This is a genomic window from Leeia sp. (assembly GCF_041909055.1).
Taxonomy (GTDB): domain Bacteria; phylum Pseudomonadota; class Gammaproteobacteria; order Burkholderiales; family Leeiaceae; genus Leeia; species Leeia aquatica.
Genome location: NZ_JAYREC010000006.1, coordinates 286003 through 304051 on the forward strand (window position 1 = coordinate 286003; position 18049 = coordinate 304051).

Here is an 18049-nt window from a genome sequence, read left to right on the forward strand (position 1 = left end):
CCATGATCCTGGCTGCTGGGCGCGGCGAACGCATGCGTCCCCTGACCGACCATACCCCGAAACCGCTGCTGCAGGTTGGACGCGAGCCGCTGATCGGCTGGCACCTGCGTCATCTGGCGGCAGCGGGCATTCGCGAGGTGGTCATCAATCTGGCGCATCTGGGCGCACAGATTGAAGCGGCGCTGGGCGAGGGGGCGGCGTATGGGGTACGTATCCGTTATTCGCACGAGGGGACTGCGCTGGAAACCGCGGGCGGCATTGCCACCGCCCTGCCCTTGCTGGGTGAGCAGCTCTTCCTGCTGCTCAATGGTGATGTGCTGACCGATATCCATTTACCCGCCTTGCTGCAACGGGCGCAGGCCCAGCTGGCGCAGCGGCTGGCCTGGCTGGTGATGGTGCCCAATCCGCCGCATCACCCCAGCGGCGATTTCTCGCTGGTGGACGGCCTGCTGGGGCGGGCTGAGGTGAACCGCCACACCTATGCCGGGATCGGCGTGTATCACCCGGCGATGTTCCGTGACACGCCCCCTCATCAGGTGGCCAAACTGGCACCGCTGTTGCATGCGGCGGCGGATGCGGGTCAGCTGGGTGGTGAGGTACATACCGGGCAGTGGCTGGATGTCGGTACGCCGGAGCGGCTGGAAGCCGCGCGTGATTGGGTCGCCCAGGTGGGCTGGTAATGCGTATCCTGGGTATCGATCCTGGCCTGCGGGTAACCGGCTTCGGCGTGCTGGACCAGCAGGGGCAGCAGCTGAGCTACGTGACCAGTGGCTGCATCAAGAGTGGTGAGGGGCTGCTGCCCGCACGGTTGAAGGTACTATTCGACAGCATTGTGCAGATTGTGCAGCAGGTGCGCCCGGATGTAGCGGTGGTGGAAAAGGTTTTCGTCAACGTTAACCCGCAGTCCACGCTGCTGCTGGGGCAGGCGCGCGGCGCCGCCATCAGCGCGCTGGTGTCGCAGAACATCACGGTGGCCGAATATACTGCGCTGCAGGTCAAGCAGTCGGTGGTGGGCAATGGCCACGCCGCCAAGGAGCAGGTACAGGAGATGGTGAAGCGTCTGCTGAGCCTGCCCGCCAGTCCGCAAGCCGATGCGGCGGATGCGCTGGCCGCTGCCATCTGCCATGCCCACGCCGGGCATCTGGGGCGTCTCTCCACCCAAGGCTTCCGCGTGCGCGGTGGTCGGCTGGTATGAATCCCGTATTTACTGCTGAAAGGAAGTCACCGTCATGATTGGTCTGCTGCGAGGCACCGTGCTGGAAAAGACCCCACCTGCCGTCCTGCTGCTGGCAGGGCAAGTGGGCTATGAGCTGGATGTGCCGATGAGCACCTTCTACGACCTGCCGCCGACCGGTGGTGATGTTCGCCTGTTTACCCATCTGGTGGTGCGTGAGGATGCGCAGCAGCTGTATGGTTTTTTGACACGGGCAGAGCGGGACGCCTTTCGCCAGCTGGTCAAGGTCAGCGGTGTAGGCCCCAAGCTGGCGCTGGCGGTGTTGTCGGGCCTGTCAGTGAACGAGCTGACGCTGGTGATTGCCAATGGAGACGCGGCACGGCTGGCCAAGACGCCAGGCATTGGCAAGAAGACGGCCGAACGCTTGCTGCTGGAGCTGGGTGGCAAGTTCAACCCGGGCGGTGTCGCGGGGGGGGGCCTGTTTGCCCCGCCCACCTCGACCGGTGATGATGTGCTGCAAGCGTTGCTGGCACTGGGTTATAGCGAGAAGGAGGCCGCACTGGCGGTCAAAGCCTTGCCAACGGATTGCAAGGTGGAAGACGGTATCCGTCTGGCACTGAAGCAGCTGGCCAAAGGCTAGGTTCAGCGCGTCGCTTTGCCATCCACCAGCTTGTACAGCAGGCCGTTTTCATTCTTGTGCAATAGCACCAGCTTGCCTTGCACTACCACGGGGTCCTGGCTGAAGCGGATCGCACTGGGGCTGACCACCTCCATCAGCCCTTCCGGCCCGGCGGGCAGGCAGTATGGGCAGCTGGGGGAGACGGAAGACAGAATGAAGTGTTTTTGCTGCTCGGTCATGTCCAGCGGCAGCATGAAGCCCTGAACCTTGACCACTTTGCCTTCCAGCGCCAGGATCACCGGGTCAAAACGAGGCACCATCACCCGGTTTTGCTGCACCACCTGTATGCGCTTCAGGATGGACCATGACACCACATCACTGCGCGCTGGCAAGGTGGGGCCAGGGTCCACGGCCGGCTGGGCGGGCGGGGACGCGGGGGCCGGCTTGCTGGCGGGGGCGGCTTGTGCTGCCAGACCCAGCATCAGTAGCGTCAAGGCCAGGATGCGCATACGGTTTATCCTTGTGTCAGGGTCAACGCCACCGACGTACGGCTGGCGCGCCACGCCGGGAGCAGGGCTGTCACTATGCCCGCAGCAGGCGCCAATGCCAGCCAGTATAGCTCGGCGGGATGAAACGCCGACAGGGGCAGCGGCACATGGCGCGTACTTGCCAGCCACAGCGACAGCCCCCACAGCAAACCGTGCGCCAGCAGCAGGCCCAGCAGTGTTCCCAAGGTTGACAGCAAGGCGCCTTCCAGCACCATGCTGCCAAACAGTTTGCTGCGGCTGGCACCCAGCATGCGCATCAGCGCCCATTGGCCACGGCGTTGCTCCAGGGCTTGATACAAGGTCGCAAACAGGCTCAGCAGGGCAGCCACCACCAGCAAGCCGGCAATGGCCTGCACCGCTTGTAACAGCTGCGCGGTCAATTGCTGCAGGCGTGCTGCCTCCATGACCGGGGAGGCCGCTTGTAGCGCCGACTGCCGGTTGATCTCCCGCGGCAGGGTGGCGACCGCCAGCGGGCTGCGGAATTGCAGCAGCAGTGCGGTCAATTCTCGCTCGGAAGCGGGCGAAGCTGTCGGGGTATGGGTCTCCTGATGGTGTTCATCAGCATGGCTGGCTTCTGCCTCTTGGGCATGGGAAGCCTCCGCTTCATGCTCGTGCTCCCCGTCCGCCTCATGTTCGTGCTCTTCTTCCGCCTCGTGTGCGTGCACTTGCCAGACGCTGGCAACAGGCGTCAGGATCAGTCGATCCAGCACGCTGCCATTGGCTTGCAGGATGCCGACAACCCGATACGGCGAGTGGCTGTGCAGTTCACCACCGGCCTCCAGCCCGTGGCTGCCCACCAGGGTATCGCCCAGCTGGATATGCTTGACGCGGGCCACTTCGGCCCCGATCACCACTTCCATGGGCTGTTGCCAGTGTCGCCCGGTGGCCAGCTGGCCCTGATACAGCGCGAGATAGCCGGGGTCGGTGCCGACAATGCGGAAGCCGCCCAGATTGTCCCCCAGCGCCAGCGGGATGGCGCGTGCCACCATGGGATGATGCATCCAGCGCTGGGCATCCTGCTGGCTGATATTGCCGGTCGGAATATCCAGATGGTACACACTGGAGAGCACCAGTTGCAGCGGGCTGCCCTTGGCCCCCACCACCAGATCAATGCCTTTGGCTTCTTGCTGCAGCCGCCCCCCCAGCTGCTGGCTGGCCAGCCAGAGCACGACCAGGGTGGCGATACCGCTGGCCAGCAAGAACAGGCTCAGCAAGGTGGGCAAGGGGCGGTGCCACAGATTGCGCCAGCTCAGATGTAGCAGCTTCATGCTTGCCCCCGGATGGGTTCTGCCAGTGTCAGGTGGCGCGTGAAACGGGCTTTAAGGCGGGCATCGTGCGTGGCAATCAGCAAGCTGCAACCTTGCTGCTGGCTATGCTCAGCCAGCAGGTCGGCCACCTGCGCTGCGCGTGTGTCGTCCAGACTGGCGGTAGGTTCATCCGCCAGCAATACAGCGGGCTGGTTGATCAGCGCCCGTGCCAGCGCCACGCGTTGCAGCTGGCCTTGGCTCAGCTGGGCTGGCAGGCGCGGTGCCACTTCGGGCAAGTCCAGCTGTTCCAGCAGGTGCAGGGCGCGTGAAGGTTGCGTACGCTGACCGGCAAAGTATTGTGCAAACAGCAGATTATCCAGCACGCTGAGGCTATCCAGCATGCTCACCCGCTGGGGCAGCACGCCAATGCGTTGACCCCGGAAGGTATCCAGCGCTGCACCAGACAAGGTGTTGAGCAGGGTGTCTGCCACACGGATGTCACCCCCGCTCGGGGTCAGCATGCCGGCCAGCAAATGCAGCAAGGTGGTTTTACCGCTGCCGCTGGGGCCCAGCAGCAAGGCTTGTTCACCGCGGGCCAGAGCGAAGTCGGGCCACTGCAGCACAGGCCGGCCTGGATAAGCGTAACGCAGTTGTCGAATCTCAAGCATGACTTTCCTCAGGGGTGAGATCCTGCTCCCAGACCGGGAACGGGTCAGGCAAGCTGCGCCATGCCGCTGGTCCAGCCTGCCATTCTGGCTCGGTCAGCAGGCAGTCGTCCAGTGCCGTGCGGATGGCTGCTTCGTCCATGTCCATGCCGATAAAGACCAGCTCCTGCCGTCGGTCGCCGGTTTCCGCATCCATGCGGGCTGCAATGTGGGCACGTGCAGAATCATCCTGTGGCCAGTGGTCTTCAGGCACATCAGCCCACCAGTAGCCAGCGGGTCCATGGCGGCATGCCCCGCCTGCTTGTGACCAGCTACCAGCCAGGTGCGGACGACTGGCCAGCCAGAAGAAGCCTTTGGAGCGCAGTACACCCGCCCATTCGCCATGCAGCAGGTTCCAGAAGCGCTGTGGATGCAGCGGCCGCCGTGCCTGCCATACAAAGCTGCCGATCGCGTAACGCTCGGTTTCCGGGTGCAGCTCGCCGCGCAAGGTGGCCATCCAGCCTGGTGCTTCAGCAGCGGCCTCAAAATCAAAGCGGCCGGTATTGAGGATGGTATCCAGCGGGATGCGCCCAAAGCGGGAGGTGATCAGCTGCGCGCGCGGGTTGAGGCGCTGCAGGATGTGGTGCAGGCGGGCCAGTTCGTCCTCGCTGATCAGGTCCGTCTTGTTGAGTACCAGGACATCGCAGAATTCGATCTGCTCAATCAGCAGTTCGACCAGCGCCCGATCATCGTCCTCGGGGGTGTCCAGGCGCTCCCGCAACAATGCATCGTCGGCATAGTCACGCAGGAAATTGAAGCCATCCACCACGGTGACCAGGGTATCCAGCCGGGCAAACTGCGACAGGCTGCAACCATCTTCATCGGTAAAGGTGAAGGTCTCAGCAATCGGCAAGGGTTCTGCAATGCCGGTTGACTCTATCACCAGATAATCGAAGCGACCGGTTTCGGCCAGCTTGCGGACTTCAATCAGCAGGTCCTCACGCAGGGTGCAGCAGATGCAGCCATTGCTGAGCTCGACCATGCGGACATCGGTGCGGGTCACCATGTCCGGGTGCTGGGCCACCAGCGCGGCATCGATATTGACCTGCGACATGTCGTTGACGATGACAGCGACCCGCATCCCCTGGGTGTTGGAGAGGATGTGGTTGAGCAGGGTGGTCTTGCCGGCCCCCAGAAAGCCGGACAGCACGGTAACAGGAATGGGCATGGTCTATCCTTATGCAACTTTGTTGCATTAAATCATGCAAGCCCTTTCAAATGCAACCGGATTGCATTAAAGCGCATGACTTCCGGATTCAGTCGAAAAGGGTCAGCGAGAACAGGACGGACAATCGCCCTTCAGGGTGATGTCGGCATGATGCAGGCGGAAGCCATCTGGCAGCTGGGGCTGCCAGTCAACCTGGATATGCTCCAGGCAATAGATGCGCTGGCAGCGCTGGCACTGGAAGTGGGCGTGCTGGTGAATGCGGTGGCTGGCGGCATTGAAGCGCCAGATGCGGTCTTCACCCGCGATCTTGTGGGCCAGCCCCTTTTCGGATAACCACTCCAGCACACGATAGACGGTGACCCGGTCAATGGCAGGGCCATCCACGAGCGCATGCAGTAGCTCTTGCTGGCTTAGCGCCGTGGGCGAGGCCAGCAGCAAGGCCAGAATGCGGCGGCGGGCGGGGGTAACCCGCTCCCCGGTTCGCCGCAGCAGGGACTCGGCATCCAGATCAGCAGACACGCGGATCAGTCTGCGTATTGTTTCTTCATCCGCTCGCGGCGCTCCTGCGCCTCGATCGACAGCGTCGCGGTCGGGCGGGCCAGCAGGCGCTTGAGGCCAATGGGCTCGCCGGTGTCTTCACAGTAGCCGTAATCATTGGCATCAATGCGGGCAATGGCCTGGTCGATCTTGATCAGCAGCTTGCGCTCACGGTCACGGGTGCGCAGCTCCAGTGCGTACTCTTCTTCCAGTGTGGCGCGGTCTGCCGGATCGGGGGTGGCTTCCTGCTCTTGCAGGTGCTGGCTGGTAGCGTTGGCATTTTCCAGCAGCTGCTGCTTCATTTTCTGCAGGTAGCCTTTGAAGAACTCGAGATGGCGCGCGTTCATGTAGTCGTCGCCATTGTCGTTGCGGATGTCTTCTTCAGTCAGAGCGCGGTTTTCCATGATCTTTTACCGTCGGTTGGCAACGAAGTGAATAAGAGAGGGTAACGGACAAGCCACGGATGATGCAAGACCAACATGACAATCTGTTGGCAGCGCGAAGGTACAGGGTCCGAAAGTACACGGGCCGCCAAGTGGCAGCCCGTGTGCTGGACTTATTTCTGGGTCAGTACCCATTTGACCAGGGCCTTGATGTCGGCATCCGACACCTGCGGCGAATTGGCCGGCATCGGCACCGGACCCCAGACGCCGGAGCCACCCTTCTTCACCTTGTTGATCAGGGTGGTTTCCGCGTCCTTGACACCCTTGTACTTGGCAGCCACATCCTTGAATGCCGGACCGACCACTTTCTTGTCGATCGCGTGACAGGCCATGCAGTTATGCTTCTTGGCCAGATCCATGCTGGCTTGCGCGTTCAGTGCGCTCAAGGCCAGACAGGACGCCAACAGCAGTGCAAAACGTTTCATGACAACACTCCAGGGTGAACAGAAAACAGTTGCTTCATCAGACAGTGTAGCTGCTGCACAGGTATTCTGCAGGCGGCTACAGCTTGCCGTAAGAATGCAGGCCGCTCAGGTAGGTGTTGACGCCGACAAAGGCAAAGGTCACCACCAGCAAACCGACCAAAGACCACCAGGCCAGGATTGGGCCACGCAGGCCTTTCACTAGCCGCATGTGCAGCCAGGCGGCGTAATTCAGCCATACGATCAGTGCCCAGGTTTCCTTCGGGTCCCACGACCAGTAGCCACCCCAGGCTTCTGCCGCCCACAGCGCGCCCAGAATGGTGGCAATGGTGAAGAAGAAGAAGCCGATGGCGTTGGCCTTGTACATGATTTCGTCCAGCACCTCGGCATCCGGTAGCCAGGCGTTGGTTTGGGTGGGCTCCTTCAGCAGGATGGCCAGCCCGCACATGGCGGCCAGCGAGAAGGCACCATAGCCGATGAAGTTGGCCGGGACGTGGATTTTCATCCAGTAGGATTGCAGGGCCGGGATCAGCGGCTGGATATCGTGCGCACCGCGGCTGAAGATGTACCAGAAGATGAAGGCCACGGCAGCATTGACCACCAGCAAGGCGAGCGGCAGCAGTTGCGGGCTGCGGTAGCGTTCACAGTAGAACAAGGCCACCAGTGCCGCAATCAGGCAGAACAGCACGAAGACTTCATACAGGTTGCTGACCGGGATATGCCCATTGCCCGGCAGCAGCAGGTAGCTGACATGCCAGCGCACCAAGAGGCCGGTCAAGCCCATCACCACGGCAGCCCAGGTCAGGCCGCGCGCGAACGAGGCGGCAAAGGCCGAGCGCAAGGGCAGGCTGGCCAGCCCAATGACCAGCGCGAACATGAACAGCGTGCACATCCACATGATGCCGCTCTGGCTGGCCAAGAAATATTTGAGCAGGAAGACGTTTTCGGCCCTCGCCACCTGGCCTTGATACAGGCTGATCGACAGCATGCTCAGCGCGCCCACCAGCGGCAGCACCCAGCGCATGGCACGCCAGTACAGGCCAAATGCCATCAACAGCGGCGTGACCAGCAGCAGGATGCCCAGATCGTAGTTGTCCATCGGAAAGCGTGCCCACACCAAGCCTGCCCCTGCCAGCACCAGTAGGGCAAATACAATGCCGCTCCAGTCCAGCCAGCGGGTGGGAGGCGTCAGCGGCAGTTCACGGCTGAGTTCCATGTTCAGGCTCCTTGCGTAGGGCTGCGCAACAGGGTGGCGAGCGCAGTCTGGTGTTGCCGATATTCTGCTTCAAACTGCAGAGTCTGGCGATTGCCCGCCATGCTGAATTCTACCTTGCCATCCCGACACACCAGCCAGATGCGGCGCTCGCTCAGGTAGAACATGGCGAATACGCCCAGTACCAGCAGCAGGCAGCCCAGATACACCAACGGGCGGAATGGCGCCCGTGCAATCTGGAAACCACTGGCCTGCCGCTGCTGGAAGCGTTCCAGCTGCAGCAGGTAGGGCATGCCGTAGTCCTTGCTGATGCTGATGGACACCATGCTGTCGATCACAAAGCGGCCATCCGCTTCGGTGGGGGTGTAGCCTTCCGGTTTGTCCTGCAGGAAGGCCTCCATGGCGGCGGCCCGCATGATGCGCAGATAAAGCTGGGCCACTTCGCTCCGCTTGGCCTCCGGCACACTCTTGCGCAGCTGCTCATCCATACCGGCAAAGCCGCTACGGGCAAAGCTCTCCAGCATGCGCTGGGTCGCGGCCTGGAATTGCTGCTGAGCCGGGCTGGTCTGTACGCCATTGCCCAGCGTGGCACGCGCTACCCGTTCGGTCAGGGCATCACGGTTGGCCGGGTCCAGCAGGCGCTGCCGCAGTTTCATATAGCCGGTGAGCGTGCCATCCGTATCGGCCGGGAAGCGGAAGAACTGCTGGGCACCGCCGACATCCGTACGCATGGCGCTGATGAAGTAGCTGGCGCCTTCGAGCTGGATTGGCTGCATGTAGTTCTGGAATTCCCGCGCCTGGCCGGCGGCATCTCGCAGGCGGAAGGTGATGCTGGGCCCCACGTTGCGCAAGGCACGGTCGCGGGTTTCCTTCAGGGCATCGGCCATCTCGGCCTGCAGCTGGTCTGCCGTGGTTTTGGCTTTGGGCTTGGCCTGACTGTTGCTGAAATCTTCGATGTTGAACAGGCGGAATTCCTGGAATTCCAGCGTATAGGGCTTGCCGGCGATGGTCAGCTGCTGGCTGCGCAAGGAGGTACCCTTGCCTTTGAGGGCCGGTGCGCCGGGCTGCGCCAGCGGCCACAGCTGGAAGTCCAGTGCCGAGCCACCGTCGCTGAAGCTGGCCTGATAGATGGCCACACCATCCACGATCACCGGCTTGTTTACTTCGGTGCGGCCGATGATTTTTTCGCCGGTGTCCTTGCGGGTCACCACGATATCGCTGGCAAACAACTTGGGCTGCCCGGTGGGGTAGTGCTCGACCTGAAAGCGCTTCAGCTCCAGCGTGAACGGCAGGGTCTGGGCATAGAAGCCGTTGTCCTGGGTGAGGAACACCACGTCGGTTTGTTCGCCTTCCGCGATACTGACATTGCCGCGGAAGGAGCGGTTACTGTCATCCAGGCGGCTGGCGGCAGACAATTGGCTGACCGGCAAATCACGGGTTTCCGCTTGTTTGCCGTTAAACCATTGCTGCAGTCGCAGCGACAGGCTGCCGTCCATCAGCGCGGCCAGACAGATCATCACAATGGCCAGATGCGCCGCAAAATAGCCTGCGCGCTGCCAGGAGCCCGTCTTGGCGGCCAGCAGGGTATGAGGCTCCTGGGTGTGGCGGTTGTCGACCACTCTGAAGCGGTAGCCCTTGCCTTGCAGGTAGCGCTGCAGCAGCGGGAGCTGCTCGACCTCGGGCAGCGGCGTGTCCAGTGGGGTGTGGTGCTTGAACAGGCGTAACGACTTCAGGGTGGTCTGCTCGCGGAAGCTGCGCATGTCCTGCACAAATTGCGGGGTGTGACGATAGATGCACAGGGTGGTCGACACCACCAGAAAGCCGAGGATGGTCATAAACCAGCCACTGCCATAGACATCGTACAGGCCCAGGCGGCGGAAGGCCTCAAACCAGTAAGGGCCAAGCTCAACCAGATAGCCGGTATAGGATTCGTTCTGCTTGAGTACCGTGCCGATGATGGCTGCCAGCGCCAGGATCACCAGCAGGCTGATGGCAAAGCGCATCGAGCTCAGGGTGTCATAGGCGTCACGCAACATGGAGGGTTTACGCACGGGCAATACTCATTTCAGGGCAAACAGCGGGCAGGCTGCAGCATGCCGCAAGCCGCAGATGCTCACCTTGTTGCAAATCAACCGGGGCTGCTGCGACCTTTTGTCGCAGTCTGGCCCCGTACAGCAAAACGGGCGACCCATCGGGACGCCCGCCTCTTGCATCAGCCTGTCCGTACCGGCATGGCGGTACGGTGCGGCGCTTAGTGCAGACCTGCCACGAAGGCGGCTACTGCCTTGATGTCATCGTCCGACAGTTTGGCAGCCACGCTGCGCATCATCTTGGCCGGGTCGTTGGCGCGCTTGCCGTCACGGAAGGCCTTCATTTGCGCTTCCACATAGGCCGGGTGCTGACCACCCAAGCGCGGGAACTGCGACGGCATGCCGGCACCGGTCGGGCCGTGACAGGCCATACAGGCCGGTACGCCCTTGCTGGCGATGCCACCCCGGTAAATTTTCTCGCCCTGCGCGCGCAGCTTGGTATCGGTCACACCAAACTTAGCTTTCTGTGACTCGAAGTAGACGGCCACATTGAGCATGTCTTCTTCAGACAGGTTGGCCACCATGCCGCGCATGGTGGCATTGTCGCGGTAGCTTTCCGGCTTTTTCGGGTCAACCGGTGCCTTGAAGGCTTTCAGCTGCTTGACCAGATAATCAGCAGGTTGCCCGGCCAGACGAGGGTTGGCTGGCACGGTGCTGTTGCCGTCTGCCGCATGACAGGCTGCACAGACGGTGCTGGCGATCTTCTGGCCCTTGGCCGGATCTGCCTTGCTGGCTTCGGCGCTGGCGGCGGAAGCCAGCACAGTGGCCAACAGAAGCGCCACGAGACGAGTGTGTTTCATGCAGAAACTCCTTGTGGTTTTGTCATGCTGCGCCTGCTGTGGCCGGTGCGGTATGTGCACAAAAAAGGACAATCAGCAGGTTGCGGAAGGCTGCGGGCTTCCGCCTCTATTCTAAACCCGTTATTCTAAACGCCTTTTCCTCGCGGCGCCACGGCCATGCCCAGTTTGCAACAACTCCATTTCTTCACCACCGTCAATGATTTGCGCTCTTTGCCACAAACCGTGGCCGAGGTTGCCTTTGCCGGCCGATCCAACGCGGGTAAATCCAGCGCCATCAATACCCTGGCACGACACACCCGGCTGGCCTTTACCAGTAAAACGCCAGGCCGTACGCAGCATATCAACTATTTTGAGGTGAGTGACAACCGATTTGTAGTGGATTTGCCCGGATATGGCTATGCGCAGGTGCCAACCGCCGTGCGGCGGCACTGGGAGGTGCTGCTCAGCCAGTATCTGCAGACGCGGGAGACCCTGCGCGGCTTGGTGGTGATCATGGATTCGCGCCACCCGCTGAAGGAGCTGGACTGGCAGATGCTGGACTGGTTTGCGGTGACCGGCAAGCCGATCCACATCCTGCTCACCAAGTACGACAAGCTGACCAAGCTGGAAGCGGCCAAGCAGCTGGCGATGGTCAAAGCCGCAGTGGAAGACCGCCCCATGATCAGCGTGCAGCTGTTCTCCAGCTTGAAAAAGCTGGGGGTGGACGAGGCGGAAAAGCAGATCCTGAGCTGGTTGTATGACGACGAGATGGAAAATTCAGCGGAGGCGTGAACTTTTTAGTGACAGCCCCACTCTCAGTTTGTGAGTGCTGCGGCGCTCCCCGCTTCCCTCCCTGAGCGGGTACCTTGCTCAATCAAGGTCTTTTTACCCCGGCCACTGGCCGGGGTTTTTTATTTCGGCTGTTCCGCCTGCGCCAGATACTGATTTTTCACCCGCACATAGTGCTCGGCCGAATAGCGCAGATAGGCGATCTCCTGCGCGGTCAGCTCGCGTACTGCCTGCACCGGGCGCCCGATATACAGCCAGCCACTGCGCAAGGTCTTGCCCGGCGGCACCAGGCTGCCTGCACCGATCATCACCTGGTCTTCTACCACCGCATCGTCCATCACGATGCTGCCCATCCCCACCAGTACCTCATTGCCAATGCGGCAGCCGTGCAGGATGACACTGTGGCCCACGGTGACATGGTCACCAATGATCAGCGGTGAACCCTCGGGCTTGTCCGGCGTCTTATGCGAGACATGGCACATGGCCAGATCCTGGATGTTGCTGTTGCGGCCGACCCGGATCCGGTTCACGTCGCCACGCAGTACCGCGTTGCACCAGACTGAGCTGTGCTCGCCCAGCTGGACATCACCGATCAGCTGACTGCTGTCGTGCAGGTAACAGCCCTCGGCCAGTTGTGGCAAGTGTTGCTGAAAGGGTGCGATCGGCATGACAGGTTTCCGGGCAGAGTACGGGTGCCGCAGTATAATCGTCTTTATCGTGAATCGCCTATGAGAGCCGAGATGAACCCCTTGCTGGATTTTGCTGACCTGCCCCGCTTTACCACCATTCGCCCCGAGCACGTGACGCCCGCCATGGATACCTTGCTGGCGGATGCCCAGCAGACGGTGGACCAGTTGCTGGCAGACCCGCAGGCCCAGGGCTGGCAGGCCTTTGTCGAGCCGCTCGACGCCGCGCTGGAGCCGCTGTCGCGCGCCTGGGGCGTGGTGGGCCACCTGAACAGTGTGATGAATACACCGGAGCTGCGCGAAGTCTATGAGCAGAATCTGCCACGGCTGACCCAGTTCTATACCGCTTTGGGGCAGAATCTGGCGCTGTTCGAGCGCTACAAGGCGCTGGCGACGTCTGGCGAGTATGCCAGCCTGAACCCGGCCCAGCAGCGTCTGATTGAGCACGAGCTGCGGGATTTCCGCCTGTCCGGTGCCGAGCTGCCGGATGTCGAGAAGCAACGCTTTGCGGCCATTCAGGACGAACTGGCCGAGCTCTCCAACCAGTTTTCCAATCACCTGCTGGACGCCACCGACGCCTGGAGCCGTCTGATTACCGATGTGGAGGAGCTCGCCGGGATTCCGCCTGAAGTGCTGGCCATGTTCCAGCACGCGGCGGAAGCCGAAGGGCAGACCGGTTACCGGCTGACCTTGCAGATGCCGTTCTACCTGCCGGTGATGCAGTATGCCGATAACCGTGCGCTGCGCGAGTCGGTTTACCATGCCTATGTCACCCGCGCCTCGGAATTTGGTCCGGCGGAATGGGATAACCAGCCGCTGATCGACCGCTTGCTGCAGTTGCGACAAGAAGAGGCCCAGCTGCTGGGGTTTGCGCACTATGCCGAGTTGTCACTGGCCACCAAGATGGCCGAGAGTCCGGCGGAGGTGGCTCATTTCCTGCGTGACCTGGCGCAGCGCGCCAAGCCATTTGCGGCACAGGACATGGTGGAGCTGCGGCAGTTTGCCGCCGAGCGCCTGGATTTACATGACCTGCAGATGTGGGATGTACCCTATGTGTCGGAAAAGCTGCGGCAGGACCGCTATGCCTTCTCCGAGCAAGAGGTGCGCCGTTACCTGCCCGAGCACAGTGTGCTGGAGGGGCTGTTTGGCCTGATCGACCGCCTGTTCGCCATTCGGGTAGAGCCTGCCGAGGCCGAGGTCTGGCACCCCAGCGTCCGTTTCTTTACCTTGCGCAACCACGCAGGTGAGCTGGTGGGCCAGTTTTACCTCGACCTGTATGCCCGTAATGCCAAGCAAGGCGGGGCGTGGATGGATGATGCCCGTAGCCGCAGCGAGCGTGACGGCAAACTGCAGATGCCAGTAGCGTATCTGGTGTGCAATTTCCCGGCGCCGGTGGGGGATGAGCCCGCCTGCTTCAGCTTTGATGAAGTGACCACCCTGTTCCATGAGTGCGGCCATGGCTTGCATCACCTGCTCACGCAGGTGTCGGTGCGTGGGGTGTCCGGCATCCATGGTGTGGAGTGGGATGCGGTGGAGTTGCCCAGCCAGTTCATGGAAAACTTTTGTTGGGAATGGCAGGTATTGCAGCCGATGACCCATCACGTTGACACTGGTGAGCCGCTGCCGCGAGCCTTGTTTGACCGCATGGTGGCCGCACGCAATTTCCAGAGCGGCATGCAGATGGTGCGGCAGCTGGAGTTTTCGCTGTTTGACATGGCCATCCATGAGGGCTTTCTGCCCAGCGCTGGTCAGTCGGTACAATCCCTGCTGGATCAGGTGCGGCAGGAGGTGGCGGTCGCCATTCCGCCAGCGTATAACCGTTTCCCCAACAGTTTTTCCCACATTTTTGGTGGCGGATACGCGGCGGGGTATTACAGTTATAAATGGGCCGAGGTGCTGTCTGCTGATGCATTTGCGGCCTTTGAGGAGGAGGGGGTGCTCAACCCGGTGACCGGGCAGCGTTTTCGTGACCAGATTCTGGCGGTGGGCGGTAGTCGCCCGGCGATGGCGTCGTTCGTGGCCTTTCGGGGTCGGGCGCCGCAAGTAGATGCCTTGCTCAGGCACAACGGCCTGCAGCCGCACTGACACAGCGCTTGCCAAGCCCCCCCTGCCTGTATTACAACGGCATTTCCTGACAGCGTGGAAGGAACGCATGCGAGCAAGCAAGCGCGTATGGTACGTTGGCATGAGCCTGCTCATGGCCTGCCTGTGTGGCGCAGCCGTGGCTGCAGGCGCTGTGGTGCAAGGGGCGGTGAATGCCAATGTCCGGAGTGGCAGTTCCGAGCATGCCCGCATTATCCGGTCCTTGCCGCCAGGGACGGTGCTGGAAGTGTTGCAAACGGGCGACAGTTTTACCCAGATCAAGGCACCGGACGGTACCACGGGCTGGGTGTTGAACCGTCTGTTGAAGCTTGATGCGACTGCTCCGGCCAGCGCGGCCTCTGCGCCGGTGGCGGCAAGTGTGGCGCCCCCGACGACGGTGACCGAGCTGCAGACGGTACAGCAGCAACTGAAGCTTGCGCAGCAGGAGATACGGCGATTGCAGGTGCAAGCCAGCCAGACGCCGGCCAAACCGGCGTCGACGCTGGTGATGGACCCGTTGCCCGTGCAACTGAACCCGATTGTCTGGCTGGTGCTGGTATTGGGCGCATTCGTGCTGGGGGTGCTATTGGGTATCCTCTGGCTGGAACATCGTTACAGAAAGAAATTGCATGGTTTACGCATTTAGTCGCAAACATATTGCCGCTGGCCTTTTGGCCCTGCTATGCGGTGGACTGGCCCAGGCCCAGGTGTATTCCTGGATTGACCCGGCGACGGGCAAGAAGATCTATTCCGATCAGCCGCCGCCGCCGAATGTCAAAAATGCAACCAGCAAGGACTACAAGCCCAATGTGGTGTCCACCAGCGAGCTGCCATTTTCGGTGCAGGATGCCGTCAAACGTAACCCGGTCACGCTGTATGCCAATGCTTGCGATATCTGCAAGCAGGGCCAGCAATTGCTGGAAAAGCGAGGCATCCCGCACAGCCGCAAGAATCCGGAGAGTGACGCAGCAGCCTCGGCTGAACTGAAGAAGCGCATCGGTTCGCAAGAGGTGCCGGTATTGCTGGTGGGCGAGAAAGTGCTCAAGGGTTTTGATGAAGCATCTTGGAATGCGGCGCTGGATGCTGCGGGCTATCCCCGCACCAGCATGAAGGGTCTGCCGGGTACTCAGCCCAAGGCTGCAACACCCCCTCCCGCCGCGGCACCGCAGCCGGGCAAGGCGGGAACCCCGGCTGCAGGCGGAACCGGAGGCGGCTCCTCAAGCAGTGGCGGCAATGCGCCCGCGGGAGGCAGTTCGGGTACGCCGGCCAAGTCGGGAAGCTCCGGGACGCCTGCCCCAGTACAGCCACCGGCACCGGGTTCACCACAATAAGCCGATTGACACATTCAGGCGGCTGTGGCCGCCTGTTTCGTTTTCAGACCAAGACGAGCATCGGGTGCAGGATGTGGCTGGCGCAGTGGCCGGAAGTAGTCCTGGTCTTGGTAAAAAGCCTCATCTTGCCCTGCGTGCCAGCCCGGCACCCCGAGTACCGGCAAGGGTTTCAGATCGCGCGGGGAGCTTAGTGCGCCGTCGCGCAAGGCTGCGGCAAGCTGCTGATCCAGCGGGAGCGGACTGTCTGGCAGGTAGAGTGCCTTGGCCGTCCAGCCCCGGAACGGGGCCAGCCCTTTCTCGTATTCGGCGTGACCGAACAGGGTGTAGTCCAGCTGGGTGGACGCCTGTTGGCGTTGCTGCCACCACACTTCATGCCATTGATGTTGTTGCAGCGCCCGGGCCAGGATCGGGTCACGGTAGCGGATGATGATGCCACATTCGTCAAACAGGGTCAGCGCATCACGCAGGCGGCCTCGCTGCCGGGCGCTATCTCCTGCCTGGACGTGCAGCTGGTTCAGTATGGCTTTGCTCAGTGGGAAGCGTAGCCAGATCAGGGCATTGAACCAGTCATGCCAGTGGCGGGGGCGGCAAGGGATGGTACCGCACTGGTCGATCTGCTGCTCGAAGGCCAGCGCGGACAGTGGCGCATCTTGCTGTACAAAGCGCAGTGGAATGCCATGCTGATTGCACAGACCGTGCAGCATGGCGTGATGGTTGAGCCAGTCCAGCCCCGGCCAGTCTTGGAAGCGTGACAAACTGCCATGCCAAGCGGACAAGGGGGTAGACCAAGGTGCGGAAAACAGTAGGTCGGCCCGCCATGGCGGGCCGGAGGTGGGCTTAGGCTTCAGCTTTGGGGAGCAGCACCTGCAGTGCGGCGGCGTAGTTGGGTTCGCTGGTGATGTCGCTCACCAGTTCGGCATGCAGCACCTTGTCCTCTTCATCCAGCACGACCACCGCACGCGCCATCAGGCCCGACAAGGGTACATCGGTGATCATCACGCCGTAGTCCTTAAAGAAATCGCGACCCCGCATGGAGGAGAGGGTGACCACGTTGTCCAGCCCCTCGGTGGCGCAGGCACGAGCCTGGGCAAAGGGGGTGTCCGCCGAAATCACCAGCACCACGGTGTTGGGCAGGCTGGAAGCCAGCTCATTGAAGCGGCGCGCCGAGGCGATGCAGGTCGACGTATCCAGGCTGGGCACAATGTTCAGTACCTTGCGCTTGCCGTAATACATCGACAGAGAGACATCGTTCAGGTTTTTGTCCACCAGCATGAAGCTCTTGGCGGTGTCGCCTTCACGCGGGAAGGTGCCGCCTACATTGACCGGTTCGCCTTTCAGCATCACGGTTGCCATGGTCCGTCTCTCCTCAGTCGAGCTGCTTGCCAGGCAGCGGGGTCATATCTTGTAAGGATGGGACAGAAAACGTCCCTTGGCAAGCCCGTTGTCATGGCTGCCGGTAGGCCACATCCACCTTGTATCCAGTTGCGGTTACACCATCGAGCTTCAGCCACTGTTGAATGGCCATGGCGCTGCCCGCTGACAGGGTGGCATGCCCCGGCAGCTGTGGTGCGTACTGTTGTGGCGTGAGGATGCGGCGCGCCACCACTTCATTTTGTGTATTGGTCAAGCTCAACTCCAGCAACGGCATGGCGACCGGATAATCCGCCTTGTTGGAGAGCTCCAGTGACCAGTGCACCAAGTCCGGCTGGCCGGGTTGTGCCTCCAGCACCACATTGTCGATGCGAAGAACGTCGGCATCCTGCAGCAGGGGCGGTTTACAGCCCAATTGCGCACACAGCGGCGGCCAGATGCTACGGGTGAACGGTAGTGCCTTGTACAACGGCTCGCGATACAGCCATCCTGCCTGAGCGATCAGCCCCGCTAAGGCCAGCAGGCTGAGCAAGGCCCACAGCGGCCGCCAGCGGTCGCGCGGGCGCTGCGGGTCCAGCAGGTTCAACAAGTCCACTGGCGGCGTTGTGACCACGGCTTCAGTAACAACCTCTGCCTCGGCTTCAGCTGTTGGCAGTTTATCCTCCGGGCGGGGCTCTGCCACGGATTCAGGTGCCTCATGTGGTTCAGGTTCAGCCTTGACCTCGTCAGGCGCCGGGCTATCCTCTTCTGCAGGTGCAGGTGCAGGTGCAGGTGCAGGTGCAGGTGCAGGTGCAGGTGCAGGTGCAGGTGCAGGTGCAGGTGCAGGTGCAGGTGCAGGTGCAGGTG

At 61.8% G+C, this 18049-nt stretch carries 21 protein-coding genes; 7 read left to right on the forward strand and 14 right to left on the reverse strand.

From position 1 onward, the window contains the following. The first annotated feature begins 2 nt into the window (after nt 1-2). From murU to ruvA, 3 genes are read left to right on the forward strand one after another with little or no spacing between them, the layout of a single operon-like run. Nucleotides 3-680 (forward strand): N-acetylmuramate alpha-1-phosphate uridylyltransferase MurU, encoded by a 678-nt coding sequence (gene murU / locus ACE3O2_RS15920; RefSeq protein ID WP_374339164.1) that lies wholly within the window; start codon nt 3-5, stop codon nt 678-680. Further along, nucleotides 680-1195, forward strand: a complete 516-nt coding sequence (gene ruvC / locus ACE3O2_RS15925; protein ID WP_168878194.1) for a crossover junction endodeoxyribonuclease RuvC — start codon at nt 680-682, stop codon at nt 1193-1195. The genes murU and ruvC overlap by 1 nt, the downstream gene beginning before the upstream one ends. Nucleotides 1196-1229: 34 nt before the next feature. Further along, nucleotides 1230-1814: a Holliday junction branch migration protein RuvA gene (ruvA, locus tag ACE3O2_RS15930; RefSeq protein ID WP_374339167.1), complete on the forward strand. Its 585-nt coding sequence runs from the start codon at nt 1230-1232 to the stop codon at nt 1812-1814. A 2-nt stretch (nt 1815-1816) separates the two neighbouring features. On the opposite strand, the gene ACE3O2_RS15935 is transcribed toward ruvA, so the two are convergent. The 10 genes from ACE3O2_RS15935 to ACE3O2_RS15980 all read right to left on the reverse strand — a co-directional run bounded on the left by ACE3O2_RS15935 (nt 1817) and on the right by ACE3O2_RS15980 (nt 10965). After that, nucleotides 1817-2302: a DUF3299 domain-containing protein gene (locus ACE3O2_RS15935; protein WP_374339169.1), complete on the reverse strand. Its 486-nt coding sequence runs from the start codon at nt 2300-2302 to the stop codon at nt 1817-1819. Between the two features lie 5 nt (nt 2303-2307). Next, a complete protein-coding gene (locus ACE3O2_RS15940; protein WP_374339171.1) occupies nt 2308-3609 on the reverse strand; it encodes an FtsX-like permease family protein in 1302 nt (433 codons plus the stop codon). Then, on the reverse strand, nt 3606-4256 hold the full coding sequence (locus tag ACE3O2_RS15945; protein ID WP_374339173.1) for an ABC transporter ATP-binding protein: 651 nt from the start codon (nt 4254-4256) through the stop codon (nt 3606-3608). The genes ACE3O2_RS15940 and ACE3O2_RS15945 overlap by 4 nt, the downstream gene beginning before the upstream one ends. Next, on the reverse strand, nt 4249-5460 hold the full coding sequence (gene zigA, locus ACE3O2_RS15950) for a zinc metallochaperone GTPase ZigA (protein WP_374339176.1): 1212 nt from the start codon (nt 5458-5460) through the stop codon (nt 4249-4251). Before zigA ends, ACE3O2_RS15945 begins: the two co-directional genes overlap by 8 nt. 102 nt (nt 5461-5562) lie before the next feature. Further along, nucleotides 5563-5979, reverse strand: a complete 417-nt coding sequence (locus tag ACE3O2_RS15955; RefSeq protein ID WP_374339179.1) for a Fur family transcriptional regulator — start codon at nt 5977-5979, stop codon at nt 5563-5565. A 5-nt stretch (nt 5980-5984) separates the two neighbouring features. After that, nucleotides 5985-6401, reverse strand: a complete 417-nt coding sequence (dksA, locus tag ACE3O2_RS15960; protein ID WP_168878188.1) for an RNA polymerase-binding protein DksA — start codon at nt 6399-6401, stop codon at nt 5985-5987. Nucleotides 6402-6553: 152 nt separating this feature from the next. Beyond that, nucleotides 6554-6865: a c-type cytochrome gene (locus ACE3O2_RS15965; protein ID WP_168878187.1), complete on the reverse strand. Its 312-nt coding sequence runs from the start codon at nt 6863-6865 to the stop codon at nt 6554-6556. Nucleotides 6866-6941: 76 nt separating this feature from the next. Continuing rightward, nucleotides 6942-8078, reverse strand: coding sequence for a c-type cytochrome biogenesis protein CcsB (gene ccsB, locus ACE3O2_RS15970; RefSeq protein ID WP_374339181.1), 1137 nt, complete (start codon nt 8076-8078; stop codon nt 6942-6944). 2 nt (nt 8079-8080) lie between these two features. Further along, entirely contained in the window at nt 8081-10126 is a 2046-nt protein-coding gene (locus ACE3O2_RS15975; RefSeq protein WP_374339183.1) for a cytochrome c biogenesis protein ResB, read from the reverse strand. Nucleotides 10127-10326: 200 nt separating this feature from the next. Continuing rightward, nucleotides 10327-10965: a cytochrome c gene (locus tag ACE3O2_RS15980; protein WP_374339185.1), complete on the reverse strand. Its 639-nt coding sequence runs from the start codon at nt 10963-10965 to the stop codon at nt 10327-10329. A gap of 156 nt (nt 10966-11121) precedes the next feature. Here ACE3O2_RS15980 and yihA point away from each other — a divergent pair, with 156 nt between their 5' ends. Further along, nucleotides 11122-11736 carry a ribosome biogenesis GTP-binding protein YihA/YsxC gene (gene yihA / locus ACE3O2_RS15985; protein ID WP_168878183.1) on the forward strand — a complete coding sequence of 205 codons (615 nt, stop codon included), beginning with the start codon at nt 11122-11124 and terminating at the stop codon, nt 11734-11736. 119 nt (nt 11737-11855) lie between these two features. Here yihA and ACE3O2_RS15990 read toward each other — a convergent pair whose 3' ends face one another. Beyond that, nucleotides 11856-12401 (reverse strand): gamma carbonic anhydrase family protein, encoded by a 546-nt coding sequence (locus ACE3O2_RS15990; protein WP_374339187.1) that lies wholly within the window; start codon nt 12399-12401, stop codon nt 11856-11858. A gap of 72 nt (nt 12402-12473) precedes the next feature. Here ACE3O2_RS15990 and ACE3O2_RS15995 point away from each other — a divergent pair, with 72 nt between their 5' ends. The 3 genes from ACE3O2_RS15995 to ACE3O2_RS16005 all read left to right on the forward strand — a co-directional run bounded on the left by ACE3O2_RS15995 (nt 12474) and on the right by ACE3O2_RS16005 (nt 15832). Beyond that, nucleotides 12474-14504, forward strand: a complete 2031-nt coding sequence (locus ACE3O2_RS15995; RefSeq protein WP_374339189.1) for a M3 family metallopeptidase — start codon at nt 12474-12476, stop codon at nt 14502-14504. 100 nt (nt 14505-14604) lie between these two features. Beyond that, entirely contained in the window at nt 14605-15147 is a 543-nt protein-coding gene (locus tag ACE3O2_RS16000; protein ID WP_374339191.1) for an SH3 domain-containing protein, read from the forward strand. Further along, a complete protein-coding gene (locus tag ACE3O2_RS16005; protein ID WP_374339193.1) occupies nt 15131-15832 on the forward strand; it encodes a DUF4124 domain-containing protein in 702 nt (233 codons plus the stop codon). The genes ACE3O2_RS16000 and ACE3O2_RS16005 overlap by 17 nt, the downstream gene beginning before the upstream one ends. Nucleotides 15833-15846: 14 nt before the next feature. On the opposite strand, the gene ACE3O2_RS16010 is transcribed toward ACE3O2_RS16005, so the two are convergent. The 3 genes from ACE3O2_RS16010 to ACE3O2_RS16020 form a co-directional block, all read right to left on the reverse strand. Further along, a complete protein-coding gene (locus tag ACE3O2_RS16010) occupies nt 15847-16587 on the reverse strand; it encodes a DUF3025 domain-containing protein (protein WP_374339195.1) in 741 nt (246 codons plus the stop codon). An 82-nt stretch (nt 16588-16669) separates the two neighbouring features. Further along, entirely contained in the window at nt 16670-17185 is a 516-nt protein-coding gene (gene tpx, locus ACE3O2_RS16015) for a thiol peroxidase (RefSeq protein ID WP_168878177.1), read from the reverse strand. A gap of 91 nt (nt 17186-17276) precedes the next feature. Next, complete coding sequence (locus ACE3O2_RS16020; protein ID WP_374339198.1) at nt 17277-17885, reverse strand: DUF3426 domain-containing protein; 609 nt, start codon at nt 17883-17885, stop codon at nt 17277-17279. Nucleotides 17886-18049: the final 164 nt, after the last annotated feature.